Raw genomic sequence first — 23,988 nt, 5'->3', positions numbered from 1 at the left:
GGCGCAGGCGACCAAGAGCCGAAAGCCACCGGGCGGTGCACACGAGTGAGAGGTCCGTCGAAGGCGCGTGCCGTGCCTCGTGCGCGTCTTCTCGCCACCTCGGCTCGGACGAGCAGCCCCGACGCAGTCAAAGGAGACAGCGAGCATGACGCTTCATGTGGGCATCGACGTCGGTGGCACCTTCACCGACGCCGTCGCGGTCGTCGACGGACGGGCGGTGCGCGGCAAGGCCTTCTCGACCAAGGACGTGACCACCGGCATCCTGGACGCGCTGGCCGTGCTCCAGGAACGGGCCGGCCTGACGGAGGCCGGCTTCTTCGCCGCCGTGGACCGCTTCGTGCTCGGCAACACCATCGTCACCAACGCGGTGGACGAGCAGAAGTACGCCCCCGTGGGGCTGCTGACGACCCAGGGCTTCCGCGACACGCTCCGGATCGCCCGTTCCGCCCGCACCGACGAGCGCGACCCGCACCGGATGGCGGCGCCCCCGGACATCGTCGAGCGGCGCCGCATCGTCGAGGTCGCCGAACGCATCGACGCGCACGGCGAGGTGCTGGTGCCGGTCACGGAGGCCGGCATCGCGGCCGCCGTGGACGCGGCGCTCGCGCAGGGCGCCGAGAGCCTGGCCGTCTGCCTGCTGTGGTCGTTCCGCAACCCGGTGCACGAGAAGGCGGTCGGACAGTACCTGGACAAGCACTGCCCCGACCTCCCCTACACGCTTTCCAGCACCCTCACGCCGGTCTACCGCGAGTACGAGCGGATGGTGACCACCGCCCTGGACGCCGCGGTGAAACCGCTCGTGGCGTCGCACTTCGACCACCTCGCCCAGGAGCTGCGCCGCCGCGGACTGCGGACCCGCGTGCAGATCATGCAGGTCCACGGCGGTTTCCTGTCCGTGGAGGAGACCGGCAGGGCGCCGATCTCGATGTTCAACTCCGGCCCGGTCGGCGGGGTCACCGGGGCGCGGCTGCTGGGCCGGCGGCTCGGGCGGCGGCGCGTGCTGACCGCGGACATGGGCGGCACCAGCCTGGACGCGGCGGCGATCCTGGACGACGAGTTCCGGCTGCTGCCGCGCGCGGAGATCGGCGGTCTGCCGACCAGCCTGACGGCGGTGGACATCGAGACGATCGGCGCGGGCGGCGGCAGCCTGGCCTGGGTCGACGGACGGAAGCTGCTGCGGGTCGGCCCGCACAGCGCCGGTTCCGCACCCGGCCCCGCGTGCTACGGCAAGGGCGGCAGCCGCCCCGCGGTCACCGACGCCGCGCTGGTGCTCGGGCTGATCAACCCGGACTACTACCTCGGCGGTACCGTCCCCCTCCACACCGACCGGGCCCGTGACGCGCTGCGCACCCACGTGGCCGAGCCGCTCGGCCTCACCGAGGACGCGGCCGCCCAGGGCGTGTACCGGTTGGCGACCTCGCAGATGTCCAACGCCCTGCGCAAGATCACGGTCAACCGGGGCCACGATCCCCGGGAGTTCACGCTGGTCGGGTTCGGCGGCGCCTGCGGCCTGTTCGCCGCGGCCATCGCGGCCGAGGCGGGGGTCCAGGAGGTCGTCGTGCCCCGCAACGCGGCCGTGTTCTCCGCCTACGGCCTGATGCACGCCGACTCCGTGTTCTCCGCCGTGCGGACCAGCCCCTGGACCATGGACCAGCCGGCCGCCGTGCTGGACGGGGAGTTCGCCGCGCTGGAGGAGCGCGCCGAGGCGTGGTTCGAGACCGAGGGCATCGAGGAGGACCGGCGCGAGCTGTACCGCGAGGCCGACATGAAGTTCGTCGGTCAGATCTTCGAGGTCACCACCAGGCTGCCGGCCGGCTCCTTCGGCGAGGCGGACAAGGACGCCCTGCGCGAGCGGTTCGTCGCGGACTACGAGGAGGAGTTCGGCGCCGGCACGGCCTGGAGCGAGGCGGAGATCCTTCTCGTCAACACGCGGGTGCGGGCCGTCGGGCGCAGCGAGGTGCAGACCACGACCGGCGGCGACGCGGCCGCCGGGGAGGAGCGGCACGTGCCCGGCCGGCGCGAGGTCCTCGATCCGCTCACCGGCGAGCGGCTGGAGGTCGACGTGCACCGGGGTTTCGGGGCCCTCGGCCGGGCTGCGGGCCCCTGCCTCCTGGAGGAGCCGGACACCACGGTTTACGTGCCCGGCGGCGCGAGCGTCGAACTCACCGACGGCGGCGACTTCCTGCTCCGGCTCGCCGACCGCTGACAGCCCTCCGGCCCCCCTCCCCCTCTCCTGTCCCCGCGCCTCCCCGCCCCTCCCCCTCCCCTTCCCCGCCCCTCGTCCGCCCCTCGTCGAAGGAGACGACATGGCCAGTGCCGCCCGCGCCCTGCCCGAAGGTTTCGACCCGGTCACCCTCGAAGTCATCCGTATGCGCCTGGACTCCATCGTGGAGGAGATGGGCATCGCGATGATCCGCTCCTCGGGATCCCCGGTGATCACCGAGGCGGGCGACTTCAACACCGCGCTGTTCGACCCCACCGGGCGCATCTACGCCTACTCCGACTACGTGCAGTTCCACATCGGTTCCGGCAGTGTCGCGGTGCAGAACCTGGTGAAGGCGATCGAGGGCGAACAGCTCTCCCCCGGTGACGCCTTCATCTGCAACGACCCGCACACGGCGGGCGCCAGCCACCCGCCCGACACCAACGTGATCTCACCGGTCTTCCACGACGGGGAACTGATCGGCTGGGCCCAGTCGCAGGCGCACCTCGTCGACGTCGGCGGGATGACACCGGGCGGCTTCGCGCCCGGCGCCCACGACTGCTACAGCGAGGCACTGCGGCTGCCGCCCGGCGTCAAGATCTTCGAGCGGGGCGAGCCGGTGGAGTGGGTGCGCCGCATCCTGCTCAACAACGTCCGTATGCCGGCGCTGTTCTGGAACGACGTGCGCTCCCTGGTCGCCAGCAACAACACCGGTATCCGCCGGCTCCTGGCCACCGTCGAGGAGTTCGGCGCCGACCGCTTCCGCGACTACACCAGGCGCTCCTTCGAGTTGGCCGAGCAGGTCGTACGCGACCGCATCGCCCTGATCCCCGACGGCACGTACACCGCGGAGGAGTGGACCGAGCACAACGGGCACGTGGACGAGCTCTACCGGGTCGCGTGCACGATGACCAAGCGGGGCACCCAGGTCACCTTCGACTTCACCGGTTCGAGCGAGCAGACGGACGGCTTCGTCAACTGCAGTTACGGCGCACTGGTCGGCAGCGTGGCCTCGGCAGTCGTACCGATCCTCGCCTGGGACGTGCCGTTCAACGAGGGGGTGATGACCGCGTTCGACATCGTCGCCGAGCCCGGTTCGCTGGTGAATCCGCGCCCGCCGGCGCCGATCAGCAACGGGCACCTCACCACCGGCGCCCGGGTCAGCCGTGTCGTCACCAAGCTGATGAACGAGGCGTGCCGCGGCAGCGACGCGCCCGCGGTCCGGGACCGCACGCAGGGCTCGTGGGCCGACTCGTGGACCGGCGGCATCTCCGCCGGCACCACCGACGGGGGCGAGTACTTCGTGCTGTTCAACATGGACGGCGGCGGGACCGGCGCCGGCGCCCAGCCGGAGGCCGACGGGCTGGACTGCGCCGGGATGATGACGCAGGTCAACAACATGCTGCCCGACGTCGAGATGAACGAGATGCTGTACCCGGTGCTCTACCTGTGGAAGCAGCTCAGCACCGAGAGCGCGGGCCACGGAGCGCACCGCGGCGGCCTCGGTCTGCGCTTCGCCTGGACCCTGCACGGTGCCCGGGAGGTCACGCAGACCGTGTTCGCCCCGAGCGCCCAGGTGACCGCGGAGGGCTTCGGCGGCGGTCTGCCGGGCGGCGGCAGCGGTCACGAGGTCTGGCGCGGGACCGACGTCCTCGACGCGTTCGCCGGGGGCCGGGTGCCCACCCGTGACTCGCTCGGAGCGGAGCGCCGCGAGCTTCTCGCCGTCAACCAGCAGTCGGTGACGGTCCGCTCCGGGGACGTGCTGGTCCAGTGGATCGCGGGCGGCGGCGGTTACGGCGACCCGCTGCTGCGTGATCCGCGGCGGGTGGCCGACGACGTCCGCGACGGGTACGTGACCGCCGGGACGGCCCGGTCCGCCTACGGTGTCGTCGTCACCGACGGCGCCCTCGACGAGCCCGCCACCGAGCGGGCCCGCGCCGGGATCCGCCGCGAACGCCTGGGCACCGCACCGTCCCTGGACGTCACCGCGACGGACGCCGGCGCCTCGGCGCCCCGCCGCGACGCCGACGGCTGGTACGTGCCCGCCAGCGGAGCCCGCCTGGGCAGCGGCGAGACCTGGCACGACGGGGCCCACCGGACGACCGGGACCGCGGCCGACCGGCTGGCCGGGCACGGCGTCCGTGTGCGGCCCCGCACCGACGGCCGCCGCGTGCTGATCGACGAGTTCTACAGCCCCGCCTGCGGCACGCTCCTCGAGGCCCGCCTGCGGGTGAGCACCGAAGGAGCCGACGCGTGAGTGACCGACCGGAGACGAACATGACCACCGAACTCGACGCCATCACGGGCCTGCTGCCCGCCGGACTGTCGAAGGGCGCGCTGCGCGGCGTCGTCGTCCTGGACATCACCCGGGTCGTGGCGGGCCCCTTCTGCTCGATGCTCCTTGCCGACCTGGGCGCCACCGTCATCAAGATCGAGAACCCGAAGGACCCCGACTACGCCCGGGACTTCCCGCCGAAGCTCACGTCCGCATCCGGCGAGGAGTTCAGCGGGTTCTTCGCCCAGTTCAACCGCAACAAGTTCGGGCTGACCCTCGACCTGTCCGCTCCCGAGGGCAAGGACGTGCTGCGGAAACTGGCCCGCCGCGCCGACGTCCTGGTGGAGAACTTCCGCCCCGGCACCATGGACAAGCTGGGCGTGGGCTACGAGGTCCTGCGCGAGGAGAACCCCGGCCTCGTGTACACGGCGATCTCCGGCTACGGCCAGACCGGCCCCTACCGGCGGCGCCCCGCCTACGACAACAGCGCGCAGGCGACCGGCGGCCTGTGGTCGATGAACGGCTTCCCCGACCGGCCGCCCGTGCGGGTCGGCACCATCATCGGCGACCTGTCGGCGACCCTGTACTCCGTCATCGGCACCCTGGCCGCGCTGCGGCACGCCGAGAGCACTGGCGAGGGCCAGCTGGTCGACGTCTCGCAGCAGGACTCGGTGCTCAGCCTGACCGAGAACGCCGTGGTGTCGTACACCGCCGACGGCACGGTCCCGGGCCCGCTGGGCAACGAACACCCCTTCGTCAAGCCGTACGAGCTGTACCCGTGCAAGGACGGGTACGTGTTCTTCGGCGGCTACACCGACAAGTTCTGGCGGCTGTCCTGCGGGCTCTTCGGGCGGCCGGAGCTGGCCGACGACCCCGAGATCGACACCATGGCCAAACGGTTCACGCCGGAGGTCTACGAGGCACGCGTACGGCCGCTGCTGCACGAGTGGTTCGCGGACCGGACGAAGTCGGAGCTGGAGGAGATCGCGGGCGACGCGGTGCCGCTGTGCGCCGTCAAGGACATCGGCGAGGTGGTCGAGGACCCGCACATCGCGGCCCGCGACATGGTCGTCGACGTGACGTATCCCGACTTCGGCGAGGTGCGCATGTTCGGTACGCCCATCAAGCTCGGCGGCACCCCGGCCCAGCCGCGCGGGCTCGCTCCCGGGGTCGGGGAACACGCCGGGCCGGTCCTCCGGGCCCTCGCCGGCCTGGACGACGAGCACATCGCCGGACTGCGTGAGAAGGGCGTCATCTGATGGGCGGCATCACCCTCGACCGGGACGGCCCGGTGGCCGTCGTCCGCTTCGACCGGCCGGAGAAGCTCAACGCGCTCACGCTGGCGATGTACGACGAACTGGGGGACGCCTTCGCGGAGTTCCGGGACGACGACTCCCTGGCCGTCGCGGTCCTCACGGGCACCGGCTCCCGCGCCTTCTGCGTGGGCGCCGACCTCACCGAGTCGATCCCGGCGCTGGCGGAGGGCCGTTTCGACATCTCCCACTGGGACGCCGCGCACCAGAAGCACACCCGGCTCTTCAAACCGGTGATCGCCGCCGTCAACGGCCTCTGCCTCGGCGGCGGCTTCGAGATCATGCTGTCGACCGACCTCCGGATCGCCGCCGACACCGCTCAGTTCGGCCTGCCCGAGACGGGCGTCGGCGTCGTACCCGCCGGCGGCACGCTCACCCGGCTGACCCGGCAGATCCCGTACGTCTGGGCCATGGAGCTGATGCTCCAGGGCGACCGGATCCCCGCCGCGCAGGCGCTGCGGTACGGGCTGGTCAACGACGTGGTGCCGGCCGCCGACCTGCACGACACGGCGCTGGAACGCGCCCACCGGCTCGCCGCCCGCAGCGGCAGTGCCCTGGCGGTGGTCAAGGAGGCGGTGCTCCGTCTCGGCGACCTCCCCCAGGACCAGGCGTTCCACAGTGAGGCGCTCTACGGGCAGAAGGCGTTCACCTCCCCGGACGCCCAGGAGGGCCTGACCGCCTTCGCAGAACGCCGGGAGCCGCACTTCCCGTCCCGCGACACGGGGCGCTGAGGCCGGGCCGGGCCTGCTCGGCCGACGGCGAGGCCCGCGCCTCCCCTCAGGCCGGGCCAGGAGCCTGTGTCCGGAGGAAGTCCAGCAGGACGCGGTCGAAGCGGTCCGGCTGCTCGGCGCCCGGAAGGTGCCCGGCACCCTCGACGACGCTCAGTACGGAGTGCGGGGCCAGGTGGCTGATGGCTTCGGCGTCCGTGACCGGTGTGTAGACGTCGTCGGCGCCGACGACGACCAGCACCGGGCATCGCGCGGCGGCGAGCGTGTCACGGTGGCCGGGGCGCTGGGCGGCCCCGCAGCGACGTCCGGCCGTCCCACCGCACGCCGGGCGCGGACTGCCCCGGAAGAGGTTCCGCTCCGGCTCCGACGTCAGCCGGTGTGCCGTGCGAACGCCGCGTGGGCCCCGGCGTCGTAGAGGACGAAGCGGGTCTCCGTGACCGAGGTCTCGGTGGAGCGCACCGTCTCGATCGCGATGCGGGCCGCGTCGTCCATGGGCCAGCGGTAGACGCCGGTGGAGACGGCCGGGAACGCGACCGTGCGGGCGCCCAGTCCGTCGGCGACGCGCAGGGACTCGCGGTAGCAGGAGGCGAGGAGGCCGGAGCGGTCCTCGGTCGTGCTGTACACCGGGCCGACCGTGTGGATCACCCAGCGTGCGTCCAGGTCGCCCGCGGTGGTGGCGACCGCCTGGCCGGTGGGCAGGCCCTTGCCGAGGTGGCCCGCGCGCAGCCGCCGGCACTCCGCCAGGATCGCGGGGCCGCCACGCCGGTGGATGGCACCGTCGACGCCGCCTCCGCCGAGGAGGGAGGAGTTGGCGGCGTTGACGATGGCGTCGGCGCTCTCGCGGGTGATGTCGCCCTGCACGAGCGTGAGGGTGGGCATGGTCGGGTCCGTCCTGGGTGGCGTGGTCCGGGTCAGGTCTGCCGCAGTCTCCGCCATACGGCCTTCGCCGCGTTGTGGCCCGACATGCCGTGGACGCCGGGGCCCGGCGGGGTGGCCGACGAGCAGATGAACACGGCCGGGTGCGGGGTCGAGTAGGGGAACAGGGACAGCTTGGGACGCAGGAGGAGCTGGAGGCCGCTGACCGCGCCGGAGGCGATGTCGCCGCCGACGTAGTTGGCGTTGCGGGTGGCCAGTTCGGGCGGGCCCGCGGTGGCGCGGGCGAGGACGCGGTCGCGGAAGCCGGGGGCGAAGCGCTCCAGTTGGCGTTCGACGGCGTCGGTGAGGTCGCCCTGCCAGCCGTTGGGGACGTGGCCGTAGGCCCAGAAGACGTGCCGGCCCGCCGGCGCCCGGGTGGGGTCGGCGACGCCGGGCTGCACGGTGATGAGGAACGGCCGCTCGGGCGCGCGGTCGGTGCCGTAGGCCGCGTGCAGGGCTGCGCCGATCTCCGTGCTGTCGGCGCCGATCTGCACGGTGCCCGCGGCGCGGGGTTCCTCGGCGGTCCACGGGACGGGGCCGTCGAGGGCGTAGTCGATCTTGAAGACGCCGGGGCCGTACCGGTAGTTCGCGTAGTGGTTGCCGAGGCCGGCGATGCGGGCCAGCGCCGTCGGCGAGGTGTCGAAGACGTAGGCCCGCGCGGGCGGCAGGTCGTCGAGGCGCTTGACCTCGTAGTCGGTGTGGACCGTGCCGCCGAGGTCCTTGAGGTAGGCCGCGAGGGCGTCGGAGATGGACTGGGAGCCGCCGCGGGCCACGGGCCAGCCCCGGGCGTGCGCGGCGAGCGCGAAGACCAGGCCTATGGCGCCGGTGGCGAAGCCGCCGAGCGGGGCCATGACGTGCGCGACGAGCCCGGCGAAGAGGGTCTTGGCCTTCTCGTCGCGGAAGCGCCGCATCAGCCAGGTCGACGGGGGCAGGCCGACCAGGCCGAAGCGGGCGAGGGTGACCGGGTCGCGGGGCAGCGCGGTCAGCGGCAGGGACATGAAGTCGCGGGCCAGCGTGTCCCAGTGCGGCAGGAAGCGCTCGACCAGCCTGCGGTACGCGCCCGCGTCGCGCGCCCCGAAGGACGCGGCGGTCTCGCCGACCGACCGGGACAGCACGGCGGCGGAGCCGTCGGGGAAGGGGTGCGCCATGGGCAGTGCGGGGTGCAGCCACTCCAGGCCGTAGCGCTCCAGGGGGAGGGCGCGGAAGGCCGGGGAATTGATGCCGAGCGGGTGCGCGGCGGAGCACGGGTCGTGCCGGAAGCCCGGCAGGGTCAGCTCCTCCGTGCGGGCCCCGCCGCCCACGGTGCCCTGTGCCTCGAACACGGCGACCGAGAAGCCGCGGCGCGCCAGTTCGACGGCAGCGGTCAGTCCGTTCGGTCCCGCTCCCACTACGACCGCATCGAGCATCGACGGCACCTTCGGACCCCTTCGTCAGCCGATGGCCACTCGGGATCAGGATATGCCCGGGGTCCGGCGGCCCGCGGTCGCGGGTCCCGCCGCACCGGCCGGGGCCCGGGTCAGACCTCGCCCGCCAGCAGCGCCACCACCCGGCGGGCGGTGGCCGCGTCGCGGGCCGCGGTGAACGGCAGGTCGTTGCCGCCGGTGATGCGGAAGGGCTCGCCCGAGCGGGTCAGGTGGGTGCCGCCCGCCTCCTCGACCAGGAGGATCCCCGCCGCGTGGTCCCATGCCGCCTCCCACGAGAAAGCGGTGGCGTCGGACTCGCCCAGGGCCACCGCCAGGTACTCCAGACCGGCGGAGCCGCAGGGGCGCGGGGCCACGCCGGGGGTGCGCAGGGCGAGCAGGTCGCGCTTCTGTTCGTCCGTCGTGTAGTCCGGGTGGGAGGTGGCGACCCGCAGGTCGCGGCCGGGCTCGGGAGGTCCGGCGTAGAGCCGCTCGCCGTCCAGGTGGGCGCCCCGGCCGCGGACCGCCGTGGCGAACCGGTCGTCGACGGGGGCGTAGGTCCAGGAGGCGAGCACCACGCCGTGCTGGGCGAGCGCCACCAGGGTGCAGAAGCCCGGGTCGCCGTGGACGAACTGCCGGGTGCCGTCGACCGGGTCGACGATCCACACCGGGGCGTCGCCGCGTATCGCCTCGTAGGACGCGGGGTTGGCGTGGACCGCCTCCTCGCCGACCACCACCGAGCCGGGCAGCAGGCGGGCCAGGACCTCGGTGAGGTACAGCTCGGCCTTGCGGTCGGCGTCGGTGACCAGGTCGTGCGGGGCGGTCTTCTGGTCGATCTCGTGTGCCGTGAGCCTGCTGCGGCGCGGCATGATCTCCTGTGCGGCCGCCTTGCGGACGGCCTCCTCCACGTCGTCGGCGTGCCGGGCGAGAAACTCGTCGATGGTTTCGTTGGTCTCGATCATGGCTCCATGAGAGCACGCGCCACTGACAATCCCCACCCGGGTGGTGTACTCCGGGTGGAATCGGCACGAACAACCGGTGCGAGGCGGCGGCCGCCGAAGCCGCGGGGGCAGCAGCCCGCCGGAAGCGGAGGGGGCGGCCCGCCGGACGCCGGGGGCCCGCCGGACGCGGAGGGGTGGCGGCCGACGGAGGCAGGAGCACAGCAGACGACCGAGGCGCCAGGCAGCAGCCGCCGGACGCACGGAGCACCAGCCCGCCGGAAACGGAGGGGCGCCAGCCGCCGGAAACGCAAGCCCAGCAGACAACCGAGGCGCCGGGCAGCAGCCGCCGGAGGCTCGGGGTCAGCGGCCGACGGCGTACCCCTGCATGCCGCGCGGGTTCGCCGCCGCCGACAGGACGCCCGTCTCCGGGTCCCGTGCGACGGCGCAGAGCCGGCCCTCGGACCAGGCCTCGCCCACGGTGACGTCGTGTCCGCGGCGCCGCAGCCCCTCGATGACCTCTTCCGGCATGCGGGACTCCACGGTCACACTCCCCGCCCGCATGCCGCGCGGGAAGAAGGAGCCGGGGAAGCTGTCGTTGTGCCAGTTCGGGGCGTCGATCGCGCCCTGGAGGTCGAGGCCGCCCCGGACCTGTGCGCGCAGGGCGACCGCCAGGAAGAAGTGCAGCTGCCACTGGTCCTGCTGGTCGCCGCCCGGCGTGCCGAACGCCATCACGGGCACCCCGTCGCGCAGGGCGAGGGAGGGCGTGAGCGTGGTGCGGGGGCGGCGGCCGGGGGTGAGCGAGTTCGGCAGGCCCTCCTCCAGCCAGGTCATCTGGAGGCGGGTGCCGAGCGGGAAGCCCAGTTCGGGCACGACCGGGTTGGACTGGAGCCAGCCGCCGCTGGGCGTGGCGGAGACCATGTTGCCCCAGCGGTCCACGACGTCCAGGTGGCAGGTGTCGCCGCGGGTGCCGCCGTCGGCCCGGACGTCCGGCTCGCCGGGCACCGGGGAGGTGGGGCTCTTGGCGACGGTCGGCTCGCCGACCCCCAGCGCGTCGAGGCCCTCCGCCTCCACGGCCGCCCCGCGCGCGTGGGCGCTGAGCCGCGGGTCACGCCCGCCCGGCGCGCCGGGCCGCAGCTCGAAGGACGCCTTGTCGCCGACCAGTGTCCGCCGCTCGGCGTTGTACCCCGGCGACAGCAGGTCGTCGAGCGGCACCCGGTCGGCGCCGTCCGCGTCCCCGTACCAGGCCTCCCGGTCGGCCATGGCGAGCTTGCAGCCCTCGACGAGCAGATGGACGTACTCGGCGGAGCCGTAGGCGGGCAGTTCGGGCGGGAGCAGCGCCAACTGCTGGAGCAGCGCGGGTCCCTGGCTCCACGGGCCGGCCTTGCACAGGGTCCAGCCGTTCCAGTCGTACGTCGCCGGTGCCTCGTAGTGCGCGGACCAGCCGGCGAGGTCGGCGGCGGTCAGGGTGCCGGTGTGGCGTTCGCCGCTGGTGTCCCTGGTGGGGCGCCCGGACTGCCGTACGAGGGCCTCGGCTATGAACCCGGAGCGCCAGACCTCCCGTGCCGCGTCGATCTCCGCCTCCCGGTCCCCCGCGCCGGCCACCTCGGCGAGCAGTCGGCGCCAGGTCGCGGCGAGGGCGGGGTTGCGCAGCAGCTCGCCCGGGCGGGTCGGCCGGCCGCCCGGCAGGTAGACGTCGGCCGAGGACGTCCACTCCGTCTCGAACAGTTCCCGGACGGTTTCGACGGTCTGCGTGACACGCTCCACGGGCGGGTGCCCGTCCTCGGCGTAGCCGATGGCGTACTTCAGTACGTCGGCCAGCGGCCTGGTGCCGTGGTCGCGCAGCAGGAGCAGCCAGGCGTCGAAGGCGCCGGGCACGGCCGCGGCGAGCGGACCCGTGCCGGGGACGAGGTCGAGGCCGAGCCCCTTGTAGTGCGCCACCGTCGCCCCGGCCGGGGCGACGCCCTGCCCGCACAGCACGCGCACCTGACCGCCCGCCGGCGCGAGCAGGATCGGCGCCTCTCCGGCGGGCCCGTTGAGGTGCGGCTCGACGACGTGCAGCACGAAGGCACCGGCCACGGCGGCGTCGTAGGCGTTGCCCCCGTCCTCCAGCACCGCCATGGCCGACTGCGAGGCCAGCCAGTGGGTGGAGGACACCATTCCGAAGGTGCCCTGGAGGGTGGGGCGCGTGGTGAAACCCATGGTCGACCTCGGTGTGTGTATACGTCAGTGGTCTGTACACGTCGGTCGGGCCATCCAACATCACAAAGCGGCGCGGGGGAATCCCCCAGTCCCTCGGGCCTTGGAGTCCCGGGATCCTCACCTCCTCGCTCCCCGGGCTCCGGGCGCCGCACCCCCGCGCCTCCTCCCGCCCCGGACTCCCGGCTCCGGGTCTCCGGGCCGTACGCCGGCGCACGTCAGCCGATGCTCACCCCCGTCAGCTCCTCCGAGCGTTCCCACACCCTGCGGGCCTCGTCCGCGCTGTGCAGGCGGCTGTAGAGCTTCTGGCGCGCGGGCGGGCCGCCCAGGTGGCGCGGGCCGCTGGGGCCGTAGAACGCCCCGCGTTCGGCCTCGGGCGACGTGGCGGCGTAGAGGGCGGGGAGCTGGGCGGTGCGGACCGTGCCGAGGAGGATGCCGCGGGCGGACAGGGCGCGGATGACGCGTACGCCCACCGTGTCCTTGGCGCGGCCCACCTCCGGGCGGGCGGCGAGCAGGCTGGTGGGGGCGACGCCCGGGTGTGACAGGTTGCTGGTGACGCCCCAGTCGCCGGCGGCGCTGCGGCGGTCGAGCTCCAGGCCGAAGAGGCCGAACGCGATCTTCGACTGGCTGTAGGCGCGCCTGCCGTCGTAGAAGCGTTCCCAGTTCAGGTCGTCCCAGTTGATGGCGTGCTGGTTCGCCGCCACGCTGATCTGCGACGTCACACGCGCCCGGCCGGCCCGCAGCAGCGGGAGCAGGTGGCCGACTAGGGCGAAGTGGCCGAGGTGGTTGGTGCCGAACTGCAGCTCGAACCCGTCGGCGGTCGTCTGGCGCTCGGGCGGCGTCATGACACCGGCGTTGTTGACGAGCAGGTGGACGGGGCGGTCCTCCGCCAGCAGGGTCTTGCCCAGTGTCCCGACCGAGTCGAGCGAGGACAGGTCGAGCGTGCGCAGGGAGACGTCCGCTTCCGGGACCTGCCCGCGGATCGCGTCGAGTGCCGCCTCGCCCTTGCGCGGGTTGCGGACGGGCAGGACCACCTCGGCGCCCGCGGCGGCGAGGCGGGTCGCGATGCCGAGTCCGATGCCGTCGCTCGCGCCGGTGACGACGGCGCGCTTGCCGGACAGGTCGGGGACGGTGATGTCGAAGTCGGTGCGTGGCATGGATGCGCTCCCTCGGTGCGTCGTTGCCTCCACCGTGACCGAATCCGCCGGTGCGGTGCAGGGCCTGCCGATCCCCTGATCGCGGGTCCGCGGCACGGCAGGCTGGTGCCGTTTGCGCAGGTCAACGGCGATTCGCGAGGAGACCCGAGCAGCCCTGGGTCGCCCGAGAGGGGGATCGGCCGTCCGTGGCTGCGGCGGGGCGGCGGCGATAGAAAGGAGGACGGCACCGAGAAGACGGCACCGAAGAGAGGACTCCATGGAGATCGACCGGAGCGGGCTGGCCGCCTTCCTGCGACGCCGTCGGGAGCTGCTGCAGCCCGAGGACGTCGGACTGGTGCGGGGGCAGCGCCGCCGCACCAGTGGGCTGCGCCGGGAGGAGGTCGCGGCGCTGTGCCACATGTCGACCGACTACTACGCGCGTCTGGAGCGGGAGCGCGGCCCACAGCCCTCCCAGCAGATGATCGCCTCGATCGCACAGGGCCTGCACCTGTCCCTGGACGAGCGCGACCACCTCTTCCGCCTGGCCGGTCACCACCCGCCCGTCCGCGGCACCGTCGGCGAACACGTCGGCCCCGGTCTGCTGCGCATCCTGGACCGTCTGGCCGACACCCCCGCCGAGATCGTCACCGAACTCGGGGAGACCCTGCGGCAGACGCCGCTCGGCGTCGCCCTGACCGGCGACACCACCCGGTTCGCCGGACCGGAACGGAGTATCGGCTACCGCTGGTTCACCCTCCCGGCCACCCGGGCGCTGTACGCGCCCGAGGAACACGACCTGCTCTCCCGCATGTTCGCGTCCGGGCTGCGCCGGGTCACCACACTGCGGGGCCCGGACTCCAGGGCGGCCCACTACGCCGACCTGCTGCTGGAGCGCAGCGAGGAGTTCCGCCGCCTGTGGGACGCGCACGAGGTCGGCATCCGCCCGCGCACGGTCAAACACTTCGTGCACCCCGAGGTCGGGCGTCTGGAGCTGAACTGCCAGACCCTGCTCGACCCCGACCAGTCGCACCAACTGCTCGTCTACACCGCCGACCCCGGCTCCGAGAGCCACGACAAGCTGCGCCTGCTCGCGGTCGTCGGGGCCCAGCCGTTGGGGTGAGCGGGCCCGCGCCGGGGACGGCGGGCGCGGCGGTGAGCGCCCTGCCGTCGTACGCCGGTCGTCGTACGCCGGCCGTCGGACGCGGACGTTGAAGTCGTCAGACGCGGACGCCGAACTGGAAGGATCCGATGGTGCTCATCGACTCGTAGCGCACCGAAGTGCCCGGGTACGGGGCGTGGAGCACCTGGCCGTTGCCCGCGTAGAGGCCCACGTGGCCGAGGCTGTTGAAGAAGACCAGGTCGCCGGGGGCCAGTTCGCCCTGGCCTATCTTGGTGCCGTCGTTCTGCTGGGTGTAGGTCGTCCGGGTGAGCTGGACGCCGGCCTGGGCGTAGGCCCACTGGGTCAGGCCCGAGCAGTCGTAGGAGCTGGGGCCGGTGCCGCCGGAGACGTAGGGCTTGCCGATCTGGGTGGCCGCCGCGGACAGTGCGGCTGCGCCGCGCCCGGAGGCGGGGGCCTCGTTGCCGAGTTCGACCCGTTCGCCGGCCGAGCGGCTGGCGCGCTTCTCCTTGTCGGCCAGTTCCTGGCGCTCCTGCGCCGTCAGGGTGTTGAGCAGCTTCTGCGCCTCGGCGAGCTTGCCCTGGACCTTTTCCTTCTTCTTCTTGAGCTCGGTGCGGGTGTCCGCGAGGTCACTCAGCTTTTCCGAGGCTTCCTTGCGCTGCTGCGAGAGGGTGCGCTGCTTGCCCTGGATCTTCTCCAGCGCCGCGACCTGCTGCACGCTGAGCTGGTCCAGGGTGGAGGCCTTGTCCAGGTAGTTGTCCGGGTCGGCGGAGAGGAACAGCTGGACGGAGGGGTCGATGCCGCCGGAGCGGTACTGGGCGCTGGCCATCGAACCGAGGCCGTCGCGCAGCTCGTTGAGCTCGGCCTGGCCGCGGGCGACCTCGTCCTGGAGGTCGTCGATCTCGCCCTCGAGCTTGTCCTGCTTCTCCTTGGCCCCGTTGTACTTGTCGGTGGCCCGCTCGGCCTCCTCGTAGAGCTTGTCGACCTTGGACTTGACCTCGTCCTTGCTCGGCTTCTCGCTCGGGGCGGCGTTGGCCGCCTGGGAGGTGAGCGCCACGGCTGCGGCGGCGGTCGCGGTGATCACGGTCACCCGGGCACGGCTCGGCTGCTTGGGCCGACGATGGGAGGCCACGCGGGCGGTCTCCTTCTCCTCCAGCCGCCTGTCGCTCACGACGGGCGGGTGCCCCTCCACCGTCACCCCTTGTGGGTGATCCCCAAGTGGGGTGCCAGCGCTGACCATAGTGACCTTCTTGTGATCAGTTCAAATCTTGATCAGACAAAAACTGCACACGGCGGGCGCATTTCGGGACTCAAGGCGAAAGTCGCCCGCTCCCGCGTACGGTGACGCCTCTCCCGCGTACCGTGACGTCGCATGGCCGACACCGAGATCGAGATCACCGCAGAGCTGGTCCGCGAGCTGCTGCGGGAACAGCATCCCGACCTCGCGGGGCTGGCCGTCCGCGAGGTGCCGGGCGGCTGGGGCAACCAGATGTGGCGCCTCGGGGACGAGTTGGCCGTACGCATGCAGCGCATGGACCCCACCCCGGAGCTGCAGCTCAAGGAGCGGCGGTGGCTGCCCTTGCTGGCCCCGCGCCTGCCGCTCCCGGTGCCGTCCCCGGTGCGGTTCGGCGAACCGTCCGAACGCTTCCCCAAGCACTGGACCGTCATGACGTGGGTTCCCGGCACGCCGCTCGACCTCGCCCCGATCCGCCGCGGCGCCCACGCGGCCGACGTGCTGGCGGACTTCCTCGGGGCGCTGCACGTGCCGGCGCCGGCCGACGCACCGGTCTCCGCGGACCGCGGTGGCCATCCCAAGGAGTGCACGGACGGCTTCGAGCGCTTCTTCGACGCCGTCGTCCCCGAGGACGTCGCCGACGCCGTCCGGACCGTCTGGGACGACGCCGTCGCGGCCCCCGGGTGGGAGGGTCCGCCCCTGTGGGTGCACGGCGACCTCCATCCCGCGAACGCCGTCGGCGCGGACGGGACGCTCACCGGTGTGGTCGACTTCGGCGACCTGTGCGCGGGCGATCCCGCCTGGGACCTCGCGGCCGCGTGGGTGCTCCTGCCCGCGGGCGCCGCCGGGCGGTTCTTCGCCGCGTACGCGCGCGCCGACCGGGCGACCGTCCGGCGCGCCCGCGGACTGGCCGCGCAGCAGAGCCTGTTCCTCATGCTGATGGGCCGCAACGGGGACCGGGGCCTGCCCGGCGGCAAGCCGGCGTGGGGCCCCGCGGGCCGGGCGGCGCTCGACCGCGTCCTGAAGGACGCCGCCGCGTAGCCAACGCAACGCGGCCCGCGCTCCCTTCCAATGCAACGCGGCCCGCGCTCCCTTCCAACACAGCGCGGGCCGCCCTCTCCTCCAACGCAACGCAACGCTGCTCGCCCTCCCCGTCCACCCCAACGCGGCCCGTCCACCCCAACGCGGCCCGCCCTCCCCTCCACCCAGCGCGGCGGCCCGACGCACCCTCAACACGGCACAGCCCGACGCACCGCGATACGGCACGGCACAACCCGACGCACCTCGATCGCACCGCGGTCCGGCGCACCCCCTGTACGAACCCTGTTTCCCCGTTGTATGACTTCTCCCTGTGTGATGGCGGAGGCGTTCATCCGGGGCGGGCGTCTGTCCCGAGTTCCGACTGACAACGTTGTCCACAGGTCCACTGCTCCACACGGAGAGGGTCGTACTCGTCATGCCTGACAGATCCAAGAGACCGCCGATACGGGCGGCCGGGCCCCGGGCCCTGCGGGCCACCGTCGCCGCCGTGCTCGCCGGAGCGCTCGGCCTCGGTGCGCTGACGGCCGGCGGCACCGCCACGGCCGCACCCGCCGCGCGCGTGTCCGGTGAGGCGTCCGGCGGCACGGACTACACCAAGCTCGTCGACCCGTTCGTGTCCACCGCCGGTGACGCGGGCAACGACCTGCCCGGCGCGCAGGCACCGCACAGCCTGGCCAAGGTCAACCCGATGACCGTGCCGGACCGCAACCACTCGGGGTACGACTACAACGAGGACCACATCGCCGGGTTCACCGCCACGAACCTGGACGGCGTGGGCGGTTCGGGCGGCGGCGGAGACCTGCTGGTGGTCCCGACCTCGGAGCAGTACGACAAGCGCCCGGCCACGAGCAGCTACGCGCACCCCTACAGCCACGACGACGAGAGCGCGACGCCCGGCTCCTACCGCGTGGGCCTCGGGTCCGACACAGGGACCATCGACGCCGAGATGACGGCGACGACCCGCACGGCCCTCGAGCGTTACAGCTTCCCCGACGGAGCGCGGCCCCAGCTCGTCCTCGACCTCGCCAACAACTTCACCAGCCGCACCCGCTCGACCCTGGACGCGACGAAGCTGAAGGACGGGACGACCGCGATCAGCGGGCTCGTCGCCGGGTCCTTCAACGGCGCCTCGTACCGGCTGTACTACTACGCCACCACGAACGTCCCCGTGACCTCGCTGCGCAGCTGGGGCGACGACGGCGCGCTGGGCGACGCGACCGCGCAGGACGGCACGGACACCGGCGCCGTCCTCGGGTTCGACCAGGCCGACGGCAAGGACGTCGAACTGCGCATCACGCTGTCGCCGATCAGCGCCGAGCAGGCCGCGACCGACCAGCACAACGAGGTGGCGGGCCGAGGCTTCGAAGAAGTGCGCGCGCAGACGAAGGCGGAGTGGAACGACACGCTCGGCACCGTCGCGGTGCAGGCCTCGAAGAAGGCCGACCCGGACTCGACGCTCACCAAGCAGTTCTACACGCACCTGTACCGCATGTACGCGCTGCCGGTGAACGCCACCAGCACCACCGGCACGTACCGCGGCGTCGACGGCGCGGTGCACAAGGCGAACGGCTTCACGTACTACGACGGCTGGTCCACCTGGGACGACTTCCGCAAGTACTCCGTCGCCGCCTACATCGACCCGGCCGGCTACCGGGACATGGTGCAGTCCGCCGTCATCCTCTTCGCCGACGCCCAGTCGTCCGGCAAGAGCCTCGGCAGCCTCACCCACTCGGTGCCGACGGTGCGCTGGGAGCGCTCGGCGGTCGTGATCGCCGACGCCGTCTCCAAGGGGTACAAGGACTTCGACCGGCTCGACGAGGCGTACCCGGCGCTGAAGTCGTACACCGGCTACTACACGGGAACGCAGCTGCGGCAGGGGTACGTCGCCGGTGACCCCGGTACGACGGTCCAGCGCGGCTACGACCAGTGGGCGCTGTCCGTCATCGCCGACGCGCTCGGTGAGGACGCCGACGCCAAGAAGCTGCGCGAGCAGGCGACGATGGCCATCGACAACCTGGTCAGGCCCGGCGCCTGGAAGGCCGACGACGGCACCGAGGTCGGGCTGCTCACCCCGCGCGACGGCAAGGGCGACTGGCAGGGCGTCGACTACGAGAAGTTCGAGGAGGCGGGGCTCTACCAGGGCACCCTCTGGCAGTACCACTGGTACGACGCGTACGACATGGGCGGCCTCATCGAGGCCATGGGCGGCGAGAAGGCCGGCCGGGCCGCGATCCGGCACATGTTCGGCGAGGACTCGGACGCCGACGACGGCTCGACCATGCTGCACTCCAACGCCAACGAGATCGACCTCCAGGCCCCGTACCTCTTCAACTACGTCGGTGAGCCCAGCCTGACGCAGAAGTGGGTCCGCGCCATCTACACCGGCGAGACCTGGAACCGGTACATCGCGACGGGCTCCACGAACGAGGCGCCCAGCTCCGGCGGCGAGTTCCGGCCGCCGGTCAGGACCAAGGTGTACGAGCTCGCCCCGGACGGCTTCCTGCCGACCATGGACAACGACGCGGGCACCATGTCGACCATGTTCGTCGGCGCCGCCCTCGGGCTGTTCCCGGTGACGGCGGGCTCCAGCCAGTTCCAGATCGGCAGCCCGTTCTTCGACTCGACGACGATCAGCTACGCCAACGGCGCCAAGTTCACCGTCGAGGCCGACGGGGTCTCGCCGGACAACTACTACGTGCAGGGCGCGCGCCTGAACGGCAAGCGGTTCTCGAACACGTGGCTGGACTACTCGCAGATCGTCTCCGGCGGCACCCTGAAGTTCGACATGGGTTCCAAGCCGTCGTCCTGGGGCGCCCGCACCCAACCCGCGTACTCGCTGAACACCGACACGGGCGACGGTGACGGCGGCTCCGGTCCCGGCAAGGGCACGACCGTCGTGTCCGCCCGCCCCGACCGCGTCGACACCGCCGCGGACGGCACCGTCAAGGGCTCCGTCGAACTCCGGCTGTCCGGCAGGGCGTCGTTCGCCGCGCGCAACGGGACCAGCCTCACCGGGACCGGCGCGGCGAGCGTCACCGGCCTGCCGGACGGCGTCAAGGCCGACCTGCGGGTCACCGGCAGACGCACGGCGTCGCTGAAGCTGACAGGCACGACGAAGACCGACGCCCGTGTCGGCCTCACCTTCCGCGACCGGGCCTTCGCCCACGGCGTACCGGCCTCGACGGTGACCGGCGCCGGGGTGTCCGTGACCGACCCGCTGGTCGTCTCGGCCGCCGCGGTGCACCGCGGGAGCCTCGGCGCGCTGGTGGACGAGGCGTCGCTGGTGCGCGAGGGCAACTACTCCGACGGCTCCTACGGGGTCTTCCGTACGGCGCTGGAGCGCGCGCGGACCGTCCTCGCGGACTCCGACGCCGCCACCGGCACGCTGATGGCCGCGCACGACGCGCTGAAGTCCGCGATCGACGCGCTCACCCTGGACGAGGGCGGTTACGCCGTCCTCCAGGCCGAGGACCCCGACGACATGGAGGGCCCCAGCCTCGTGAAGGAGGCGTACCACTCGGACGGCGACCTCGGCGGCGTCACCGAGGGCGCCTGGGAGCAGTACCGGAACCTGGACTTCGGCGGGGTCGCCCCGCGCAGCGTCTCCGTGCGCTACGCCAACTCGCAGGCGCCGGACGCCGAACCGAGCAGCGTCGACATCCACGCCGGGGACGCCGACGGCCCCGTCGTCGCCACCGTCTCCCTGCCGGGGACCGGCGGCTGGCAGTACTACACCACGGTGCAGGCGGCCGTGACCGACCCGCAGGCGCTGCTGGACGCGTCGACCGCGACGTTCGTCTTCCACGCCCCGGCGGGCCAGCAGTGGGTGTCGAACTTCGACTGGTACCAGTTCTCGCCGGCCGAGCCCGACTCCTCCTCCCCCGTCACGACCGTCGCCGCCCTCACCACGGCCAACACCACGGCGACCGGCGGCGGTTCGCTGCCCCTCAACCTCTCCAACGGCGTCTTCGAGAACGTGACGAACGGCGCCTGGGCCGAGTGGCGGGACACCGACCTCGCGGACGGCGCCGACACCGTCACCGTCAGCTACGACAAGCCCCGCTCCCGCGCGGCCTCGGACTCGCACATCGAACTGCGCCTGGGCGGCAAGGACGGCCCGGCGGCCGCCGACATCCCCCTGGAGTACACCGGTTCGGGCTGGGGCACCGTGGCCACCACGAGCGTCCGGCTCGACCCGGAGACCTTCGGCGGCGCCAAGGACGTGTACGCCGCCTTCGTCTCCAGCACGCAGACCGACGCCCAGCCCTACGTGGCCAACGTCTACTCGCTCACCCTGACACGGCAGGCGGACGCCCCGGTGGTGTTCGACGCCACGGGGTTCACGTCGAACAGCGGCGGCGGGCTGAAGAGCGAGCCGGCCACCTGGGAAGGGGCCGGCTCGGCCACCAGCCTCGGCGGCACCTACGACGGCGCCTGGCTCGACTACGGCGACATCGACTTCGGCGACGAGCCGAAGAACACCGTCACGCTCACCTACGTCAACAACTCCGCCCGCTGCGGCACCGGTTCCGCCGTCGAGATCCACCTGGACTCCTTCGACGCGGACGACCCCGGTACGCCGGACGCGACCGTTGCGCTGCCCGTCACCGGCAGCTCGTGGTCGTCGGGCGGCACCACCAGCCTGACCCTGCCGAAGGCGATCACCGGCACGCACTCCGTGCACCTGCGGCTGACGACGAACGCGGACTCCTCGCACCCCTACGTCGCCAACCTCGGGCAGATCACCTTCGACCACGTCGAGGCACCCGCGGAGACGGACCTGGCCGACCTGCGCAAGGCGGTGGAGAAGTACGAGGGCCTGGCCGAGGAGAAGGACCGGTACGGCACGATCGACTTCGGGGTGTTCGCACGCGAACTCGCCGCCGCCCGCGCCCTGCTGGACGCCGACGGTGTCACCCAGCTCGAGGCCGACCTGCAGACCCGCAGCCTCAGCCTGGCCGCCAACCAGCTGGTCCCGCTCCCGCGGCTGAAGCTGGAGAACCTGGTCACCACCGCGTCCGCCCTCACCAACGAGCGCTACACCGACGCCTCCTGGAAGGCGTTCACCGCCGCGCTCACCGCCGCGAAGGACGCCGTCGCCGACGACGCGGCGTCGGACGCCACCCTCACGGCGCGGTACACGTCCCTCGACAAGGCCGTGTCGGCGCTCAGGACGAAGCACCGGACGGTGCCGTCCGCGCCCGGCGCCGTGTCGGCGACCGTGTCCGGCACGAGCGTGAAGGTCACCTGGTCCGCGCCCGAGGACGACGGCGGTTCGCCCGTCACCGGCTACGAGATCACCCTCAGCGGCGGTCACCAGGTCGAGATCGACGACCCGGCAAGCCGCAGCACGGTGTTCACCGCCCTCAAGGACGGCGCGTCGTACTCGGCCCGCGTCCGCGCGGTGAACGCGCTCGGCGACTCGGCCCCGAGCCCCGCGACCCGGCCCGTCGTGACCGGCGACAACCGGCCGCAGGCGCCGGACGTCACCGGCGTGGTCACCGACGGCCGGCAGGTCCGCGTGACCTGGCGGCCCGCCGGCGACGGCGGATTCCCGGTCGTCGGCTACACCGTGGCCCTCGACGACGGAACCACCGCGCACGTGTCCGGCACCACTCGGTCGGCGCTGCTCACGACCGCGGGCAAGGCGAAGACCCACACCGCCACCGTCATCGCACTCACCCCCGCAGGGACCTCGGCCGACCCCGCCCCGAAGGCCCCGGCCACGGCCGGCACCGGCACCACTGCGAGCACCGGCACCATGGCGAGCACCGGCACCGCGGCGGCCTCCGACCCGTCGGACTACGAGCCGTCGCCCTTCCCGGACGACGTGCTCGATGCCGACTACCCGTCGGACGAGTGGCCGGGGACCGGCGACGACAGCGACTACTTCACCCACCTGCTCAGCGGTTTCGACGACCTCGGTCCCGGCACCCTCGGCGCCAACAGCGAACTGCCCGCGGGCAGCGAACTCGGCGCCGAGAACGACCGGATCACCGTCGCCGTCAACAACGCGGCCACACAGAAGCAGGTCGACCGGGCCGAGGTGGACGCCTCCAACAGCGCCACCGTCACCATGGCCGACGGCCTGGGATCCCGGCTCGGACCGCTCTACGGCGAAGCCCTGAAGGAAGGACAACTGCCCAAGACCAGCGCCCTGTTCTCCCGCGTCGCCAAGCACCTGGACACCCACGACGCGGCGAAGAACCGCTGGAACTACCTGCGTCCGTACGTCCGGCTCGGCTTCGCCGGTGACGGCGGCCGCATCTACGAGTCCGAGGACAGCTCGTACGACGGCCTCGCGAAGCAGGGCTCGTACCCGAGCGGCCACACCTACGGCGGCTACGAGGCCGGGACGATCCTCGCCACGCTGCTGCCCGACCTGGCGCCGTCCATCCTCGCGCGCACCTCGGAGTACGGGGACAACCGCCTCGTCCTCGGGTTCCACTACCCGCTCGACGTCATGGGCGGCCGCATCACCGCCCAGGCCACCGTGGCGCACCGCTGGGCGGACCCCGCGTTCGAGGGGCTGCTGCAGCAGGCGCACACCGAGATCGAGAACGTGCTGCTCGCGCGGTGCGAGGAGGAGGGGTACGGCGACACGCTCACGGCCTGCGCGGGCGATCCCTACGCCGGTCTGGACACGGCGGAGACCGTCGACCTGTACACGCAGCGCCTGTCCTACGGGTTCTCCGCGGTCGGCGAGGCCGGTCAGGAACTCCAGGCACCGTCCGACGCGGCGGCGCTGCTGGTCACGGCCTTCCCCGATCTCACCGAGGAGCAGCGGACGCAGGTCCTCGAACAGACCGCGACGGACTCCGGTCTGCCGCTCGACCTCACCGCGGCCGGCGGGCCGAGCTGGCAGCGGATCAACCTGGCGGCGGCGATGGCGGCGGACGTGACCGTCAACGCCGACGGGTCGGTCACGGTGACCGGCTTCCCGGACGCCACGAAGGCCAGTGTCGCCGACGCCTCCGCGCTCACCGTGGGGGGTGCTCCCGTCGACGGGTTCGACCCGGAGGTGGGCACGTACGTCGTGGACTGGCCGAAGCACGGGAGGATCCCGGCCGTGGGCGCCGTGGCGGCCGCGTCCGGTGCCCGGGTGAAGGTCACGGACGGCAGCAGGACCGTGTCCTCGTCCCTGCCCGGGTTCACCACCCGCACCGTCACGGTGACGTCGGCCAACGGCGAGCACAGCCGCACCTACACGGTCGGCTTCCAGCGGATCGACCACGCCCCCCGACCGCCCTGGTCCGGCGGACCCGGTGGTCCCGGCGGTCCCTGGAACCAGGGTGGCGGTGGCGGTGGCGGTCACGACGACACCGGGCTCTGGTCCCCTTCCCGGGAGTGGGAGGACGCCTGGGGCCGCTGGTGACCACCACGGGCCCCGGCTGACCCTCCAGAACCACGACCGCAGCCGCGACCCCCGGCCCACCCCGACGCCGCCGCCGTGCCGCACCACGCACGGCGGGGGCGTCACGTCCAGACC

At 72.8% G+C, this 23,988-nt stretch carries 14 protein-coding genes; 7 read left to right on the top strand and 7 right to left on the bottom strand.

The features are described from left to right. Positions 1–145 precede the first annotated feature (145 nt). The 4 genes from HZS56_RS10450 (at position 146) to HZS56_RS10435 (ending at position 6,522) form a co-directional block, all read left to right on the top strand. Positions 146–2,206, top strand: a complete 2,061-nt coding sequence (locus HZS56_RS10450; RefSeq protein ID WP_216720454.1) for a hydantoinase/oxoprolinase family protein — start codon at positions 146–148, stop codon at positions 2,204–2,206. A gap of 100 nt (positions 2,207–2,306) precedes the next feature. Beyond that, positions 2,307–4,460: a hydantoinase B/oxoprolinase family protein gene (locus HZS56_RS10445; protein ID WP_216720453.1), complete on the top strand. Its 2,154-nt coding sequence runs from the start codon at positions 2,307–2,309 to the stop codon at positions 4,458–4,460. Next, positions 4,457–5,737, top strand: a complete 1,281-nt coding sequence (locus HZS56_RS10440; protein WP_216720452.1) for a CaiB/BaiF CoA transferase family protein — start codon at positions 4,457–4,459, stop codon at positions 5,735–5,737. The genes HZS56_RS10445 and HZS56_RS10440 overlap by 4 nt, the downstream gene beginning before the upstream one ends. Continuing rightward, on the top strand, positions 5,737–6,522 hold the full coding sequence (locus tag HZS56_RS10435) for an enoyl-CoA hydratase/isomerase family protein (protein ID WP_216720451.1): 786 nt from the start codon (positions 5,737–5,739) through the stop codon (positions 6,520–6,522). The genes HZS56_RS10440 and HZS56_RS10435 overlap by 1 nt, the downstream gene beginning before the upstream one ends. A 46-nt stretch (positions 6,523–6,568) precedes the next feature. On the opposite strand, the gene HZS56_RS10430 is transcribed toward HZS56_RS10435, so the two are convergent. The 6 genes from HZS56_RS10430 to HZS56_RS10405 all read right to left on the bottom strand — a co-directional run bounded on the left by HZS56_RS10430 (position 6,569) and on the right by HZS56_RS10405 (position 13,128). Further along, complete coding sequence (locus HZS56_RS10430; protein WP_308408047.1) at positions 6,569–6,760, bottom strand: alpha/beta fold hydrolase; 192 nt, start codon at positions 6,758–6,760, stop codon at positions 6,569–6,571. A 128-nt stretch (positions 6,761–6,888) separates the two neighbouring features. After that, positions 6,889–7,398, bottom strand: a complete 510-nt coding sequence (locus HZS56_RS10425) for an O-acetyl-ADP-ribose deacetylase (RefSeq protein WP_216720450.1) — start codon at positions 7,396–7,398, stop codon at positions 6,889–6,891. A 32-nt stretch (positions 7,399–7,430) separates the two neighbouring features. Beyond that, entirely contained in the window at positions 7,431–8,840 is a 1,410-nt protein-coding gene (locus HZS56_RS10420; RefSeq protein WP_216720449.1) for a phytoene desaturase family protein, read from the bottom strand. Positions 8,841–8,950: 110 nt separating this feature from the next. Continuing rightward, on the bottom strand, positions 8,951–9,796 hold the full coding sequence (locus HZS56_RS10415; RefSeq protein WP_216720448.1) for an inositol monophosphatase family protein: 846 nt from the start codon (positions 9,794–9,796) through the stop codon (positions 8,951–8,953). 339 nt (positions 9,797–10,135) lie between these two features. Further along, a complete protein-coding gene (locus HZS56_RS10410; protein WP_216720447.1) occupies positions 10,136–11,974 on the bottom strand; it encodes a gamma-glutamyltransferase family protein in 1,839 nt (612 codons plus the stop codon). A gap of 215 nt (positions 11,975–12,189) precedes the next feature. Beyond that, on the bottom strand, positions 12,190–13,128 hold the full coding sequence (locus tag HZS56_RS10405) for an SDR family oxidoreductase (protein ID WP_216720446.1): 939 nt from the start codon (positions 13,126–13,128) through the stop codon (positions 12,190–12,192). A gap of 256 nt (positions 13,129–13,384) precedes the next feature. Here HZS56_RS10405 and HZS56_RS10400 point away from each other — a divergent pair, with 256 nt between their 5' ends. Continuing rightward, positions 13,385–14,227: a helix-turn-helix transcriptional regulator gene (locus tag HZS56_RS10400; RefSeq protein WP_216720445.1), complete on the top strand. Its 843-nt coding sequence runs from the start codon at positions 13,385–13,387 to the stop codon at positions 14,225–14,227. 97 nt (positions 14,228–14,324) lie between these two features. Here the strand turns inward: HZS56_RS10400 and HZS56_RS10395 are convergent, their stop codons facing one another. Beyond that, positions 14,325–15,356, bottom strand: a complete 1,032-nt coding sequence (locus HZS56_RS10395; RefSeq protein WP_216720501.1) for a C40 family peptidase — start codon at positions 15,354–15,356, stop codon at positions 14,325–14,327. 240 nt (positions 15,357–15,596) lie between these two features. Between HZS56_RS10395 and HZS56_RS10390 the strand changes: the two genes are divergently transcribed. Then, a complete protein-coding gene (locus tag HZS56_RS10390) occupies positions 15,597–16,499 on the top strand; it encodes a phosphotransferase (RefSeq protein WP_216720444.1) in 903 nt (300 codons plus the stop codon). Between the two features lie 415 nt (positions 16,500–16,914). After that, positions 16,915–23,874, top strand: a complete 6,960-nt coding sequence (locus HZS56_RS10385; RefSeq protein ID WP_216720443.1) for a glycoside hydrolase domain-containing protein — start codon at positions 16,915–16,917, stop codon at positions 23,872–23,874. Positions 23,875–23,988: the final 114 nt, after the last annotated feature.

Origin of the sequence: Streptomyces mayonensis, assembly GCF_018982965.1 — a bacterium.
In the GTDB taxonomy this organism is placed as follows: Bacteria; Actinomycetota; Actinomycetes; order Streptomycetales; family Streptomycetaceae; genus Streptomyces; species Streptomyces mayonensis.
Note: the sequence above shows the minus strand (reverse complement) of the source record. Positions and strands in the feature narration are given on the sequence as shown.

Excerpts from the sequence above, each read along its gene's own strand:
- HZS56_RS10435 (WP_216720451.1), top strand. The coding sequence starts at position 5,737 with ATGGGCGGCATCACCCTCGACCGGGACGGCCCGGTGGCCGTCGTCCGC.
- HZS56_RS10450 (WP_216720454.1), top strand. The coding sequence starts at position 146 with ATGACGCTTCATGTGGGCATCGACGTCGGTGGCACCTTCACCGACGCC.
- HZS56_RS10405 (WP_216720446.1), bottom strand. The coding sequence starts at position 13,128 with ATGCCACGCACCGACTTCGACATCACCGTCCCCGACCTGTCCGGCAAG.
- HZS56_RS10445 (WP_216720453.1), top strand. The coding sequence starts at position 2,307 with ATGGCCAGTGCCGCCCGCGCCCTGCCCGAAGGTTTCGACCCGGTCACC.
- HZS56_RS10385 (WP_216720443.1), top strand. The coding sequence starts at position 16,915 with ATGCCTGACAGATCCAAGAGACCGCCGATACGGGCGGCCGGGCCCCGG.
- HZS56_RS10410 (WP_216720447.1), bottom strand. The coding sequence starts at position 11,974 with ATGGGTTTCACCACGCGCCCCACCCTCCAGGGCACCTTCGGAATGGTG.
- HZS56_RS10390 (WP_216720444.1), top strand. The coding sequence starts at position 15,597 with ATGGCCGACACCGAGATCGAGATCACCGCAGAGCTGGTCCGCGAGCTG.
- HZS56_RS10400 (WP_216720445.1), top strand. The coding sequence starts at position 13,385 with ATGGAGATCGACCGGAGCGGGCTGGCCGCCTTCCTGCGACGCCGTCGG.
- HZS56_RS10415 (WP_216720448.1), bottom strand. The coding sequence starts at position 9,796 with ATGATCGAGACCAACGAAACCATCGACGAGTTTCTCGCCCGGCACGCC.
- HZS56_RS10420 (WP_216720449.1), bottom strand. The coding sequence starts at position 8,840 with ATGCTCGATGCGGTCGTAGTGGGAGCGGGACCGAACGGACTGACCGCT.
- HZS56_RS10425 (WP_216720450.1), bottom strand. The coding sequence starts at position 7,398 with ATGCCCACCCTCACGCTCGTGCAGGGCGACATCACCCGCGAGAGCGCC.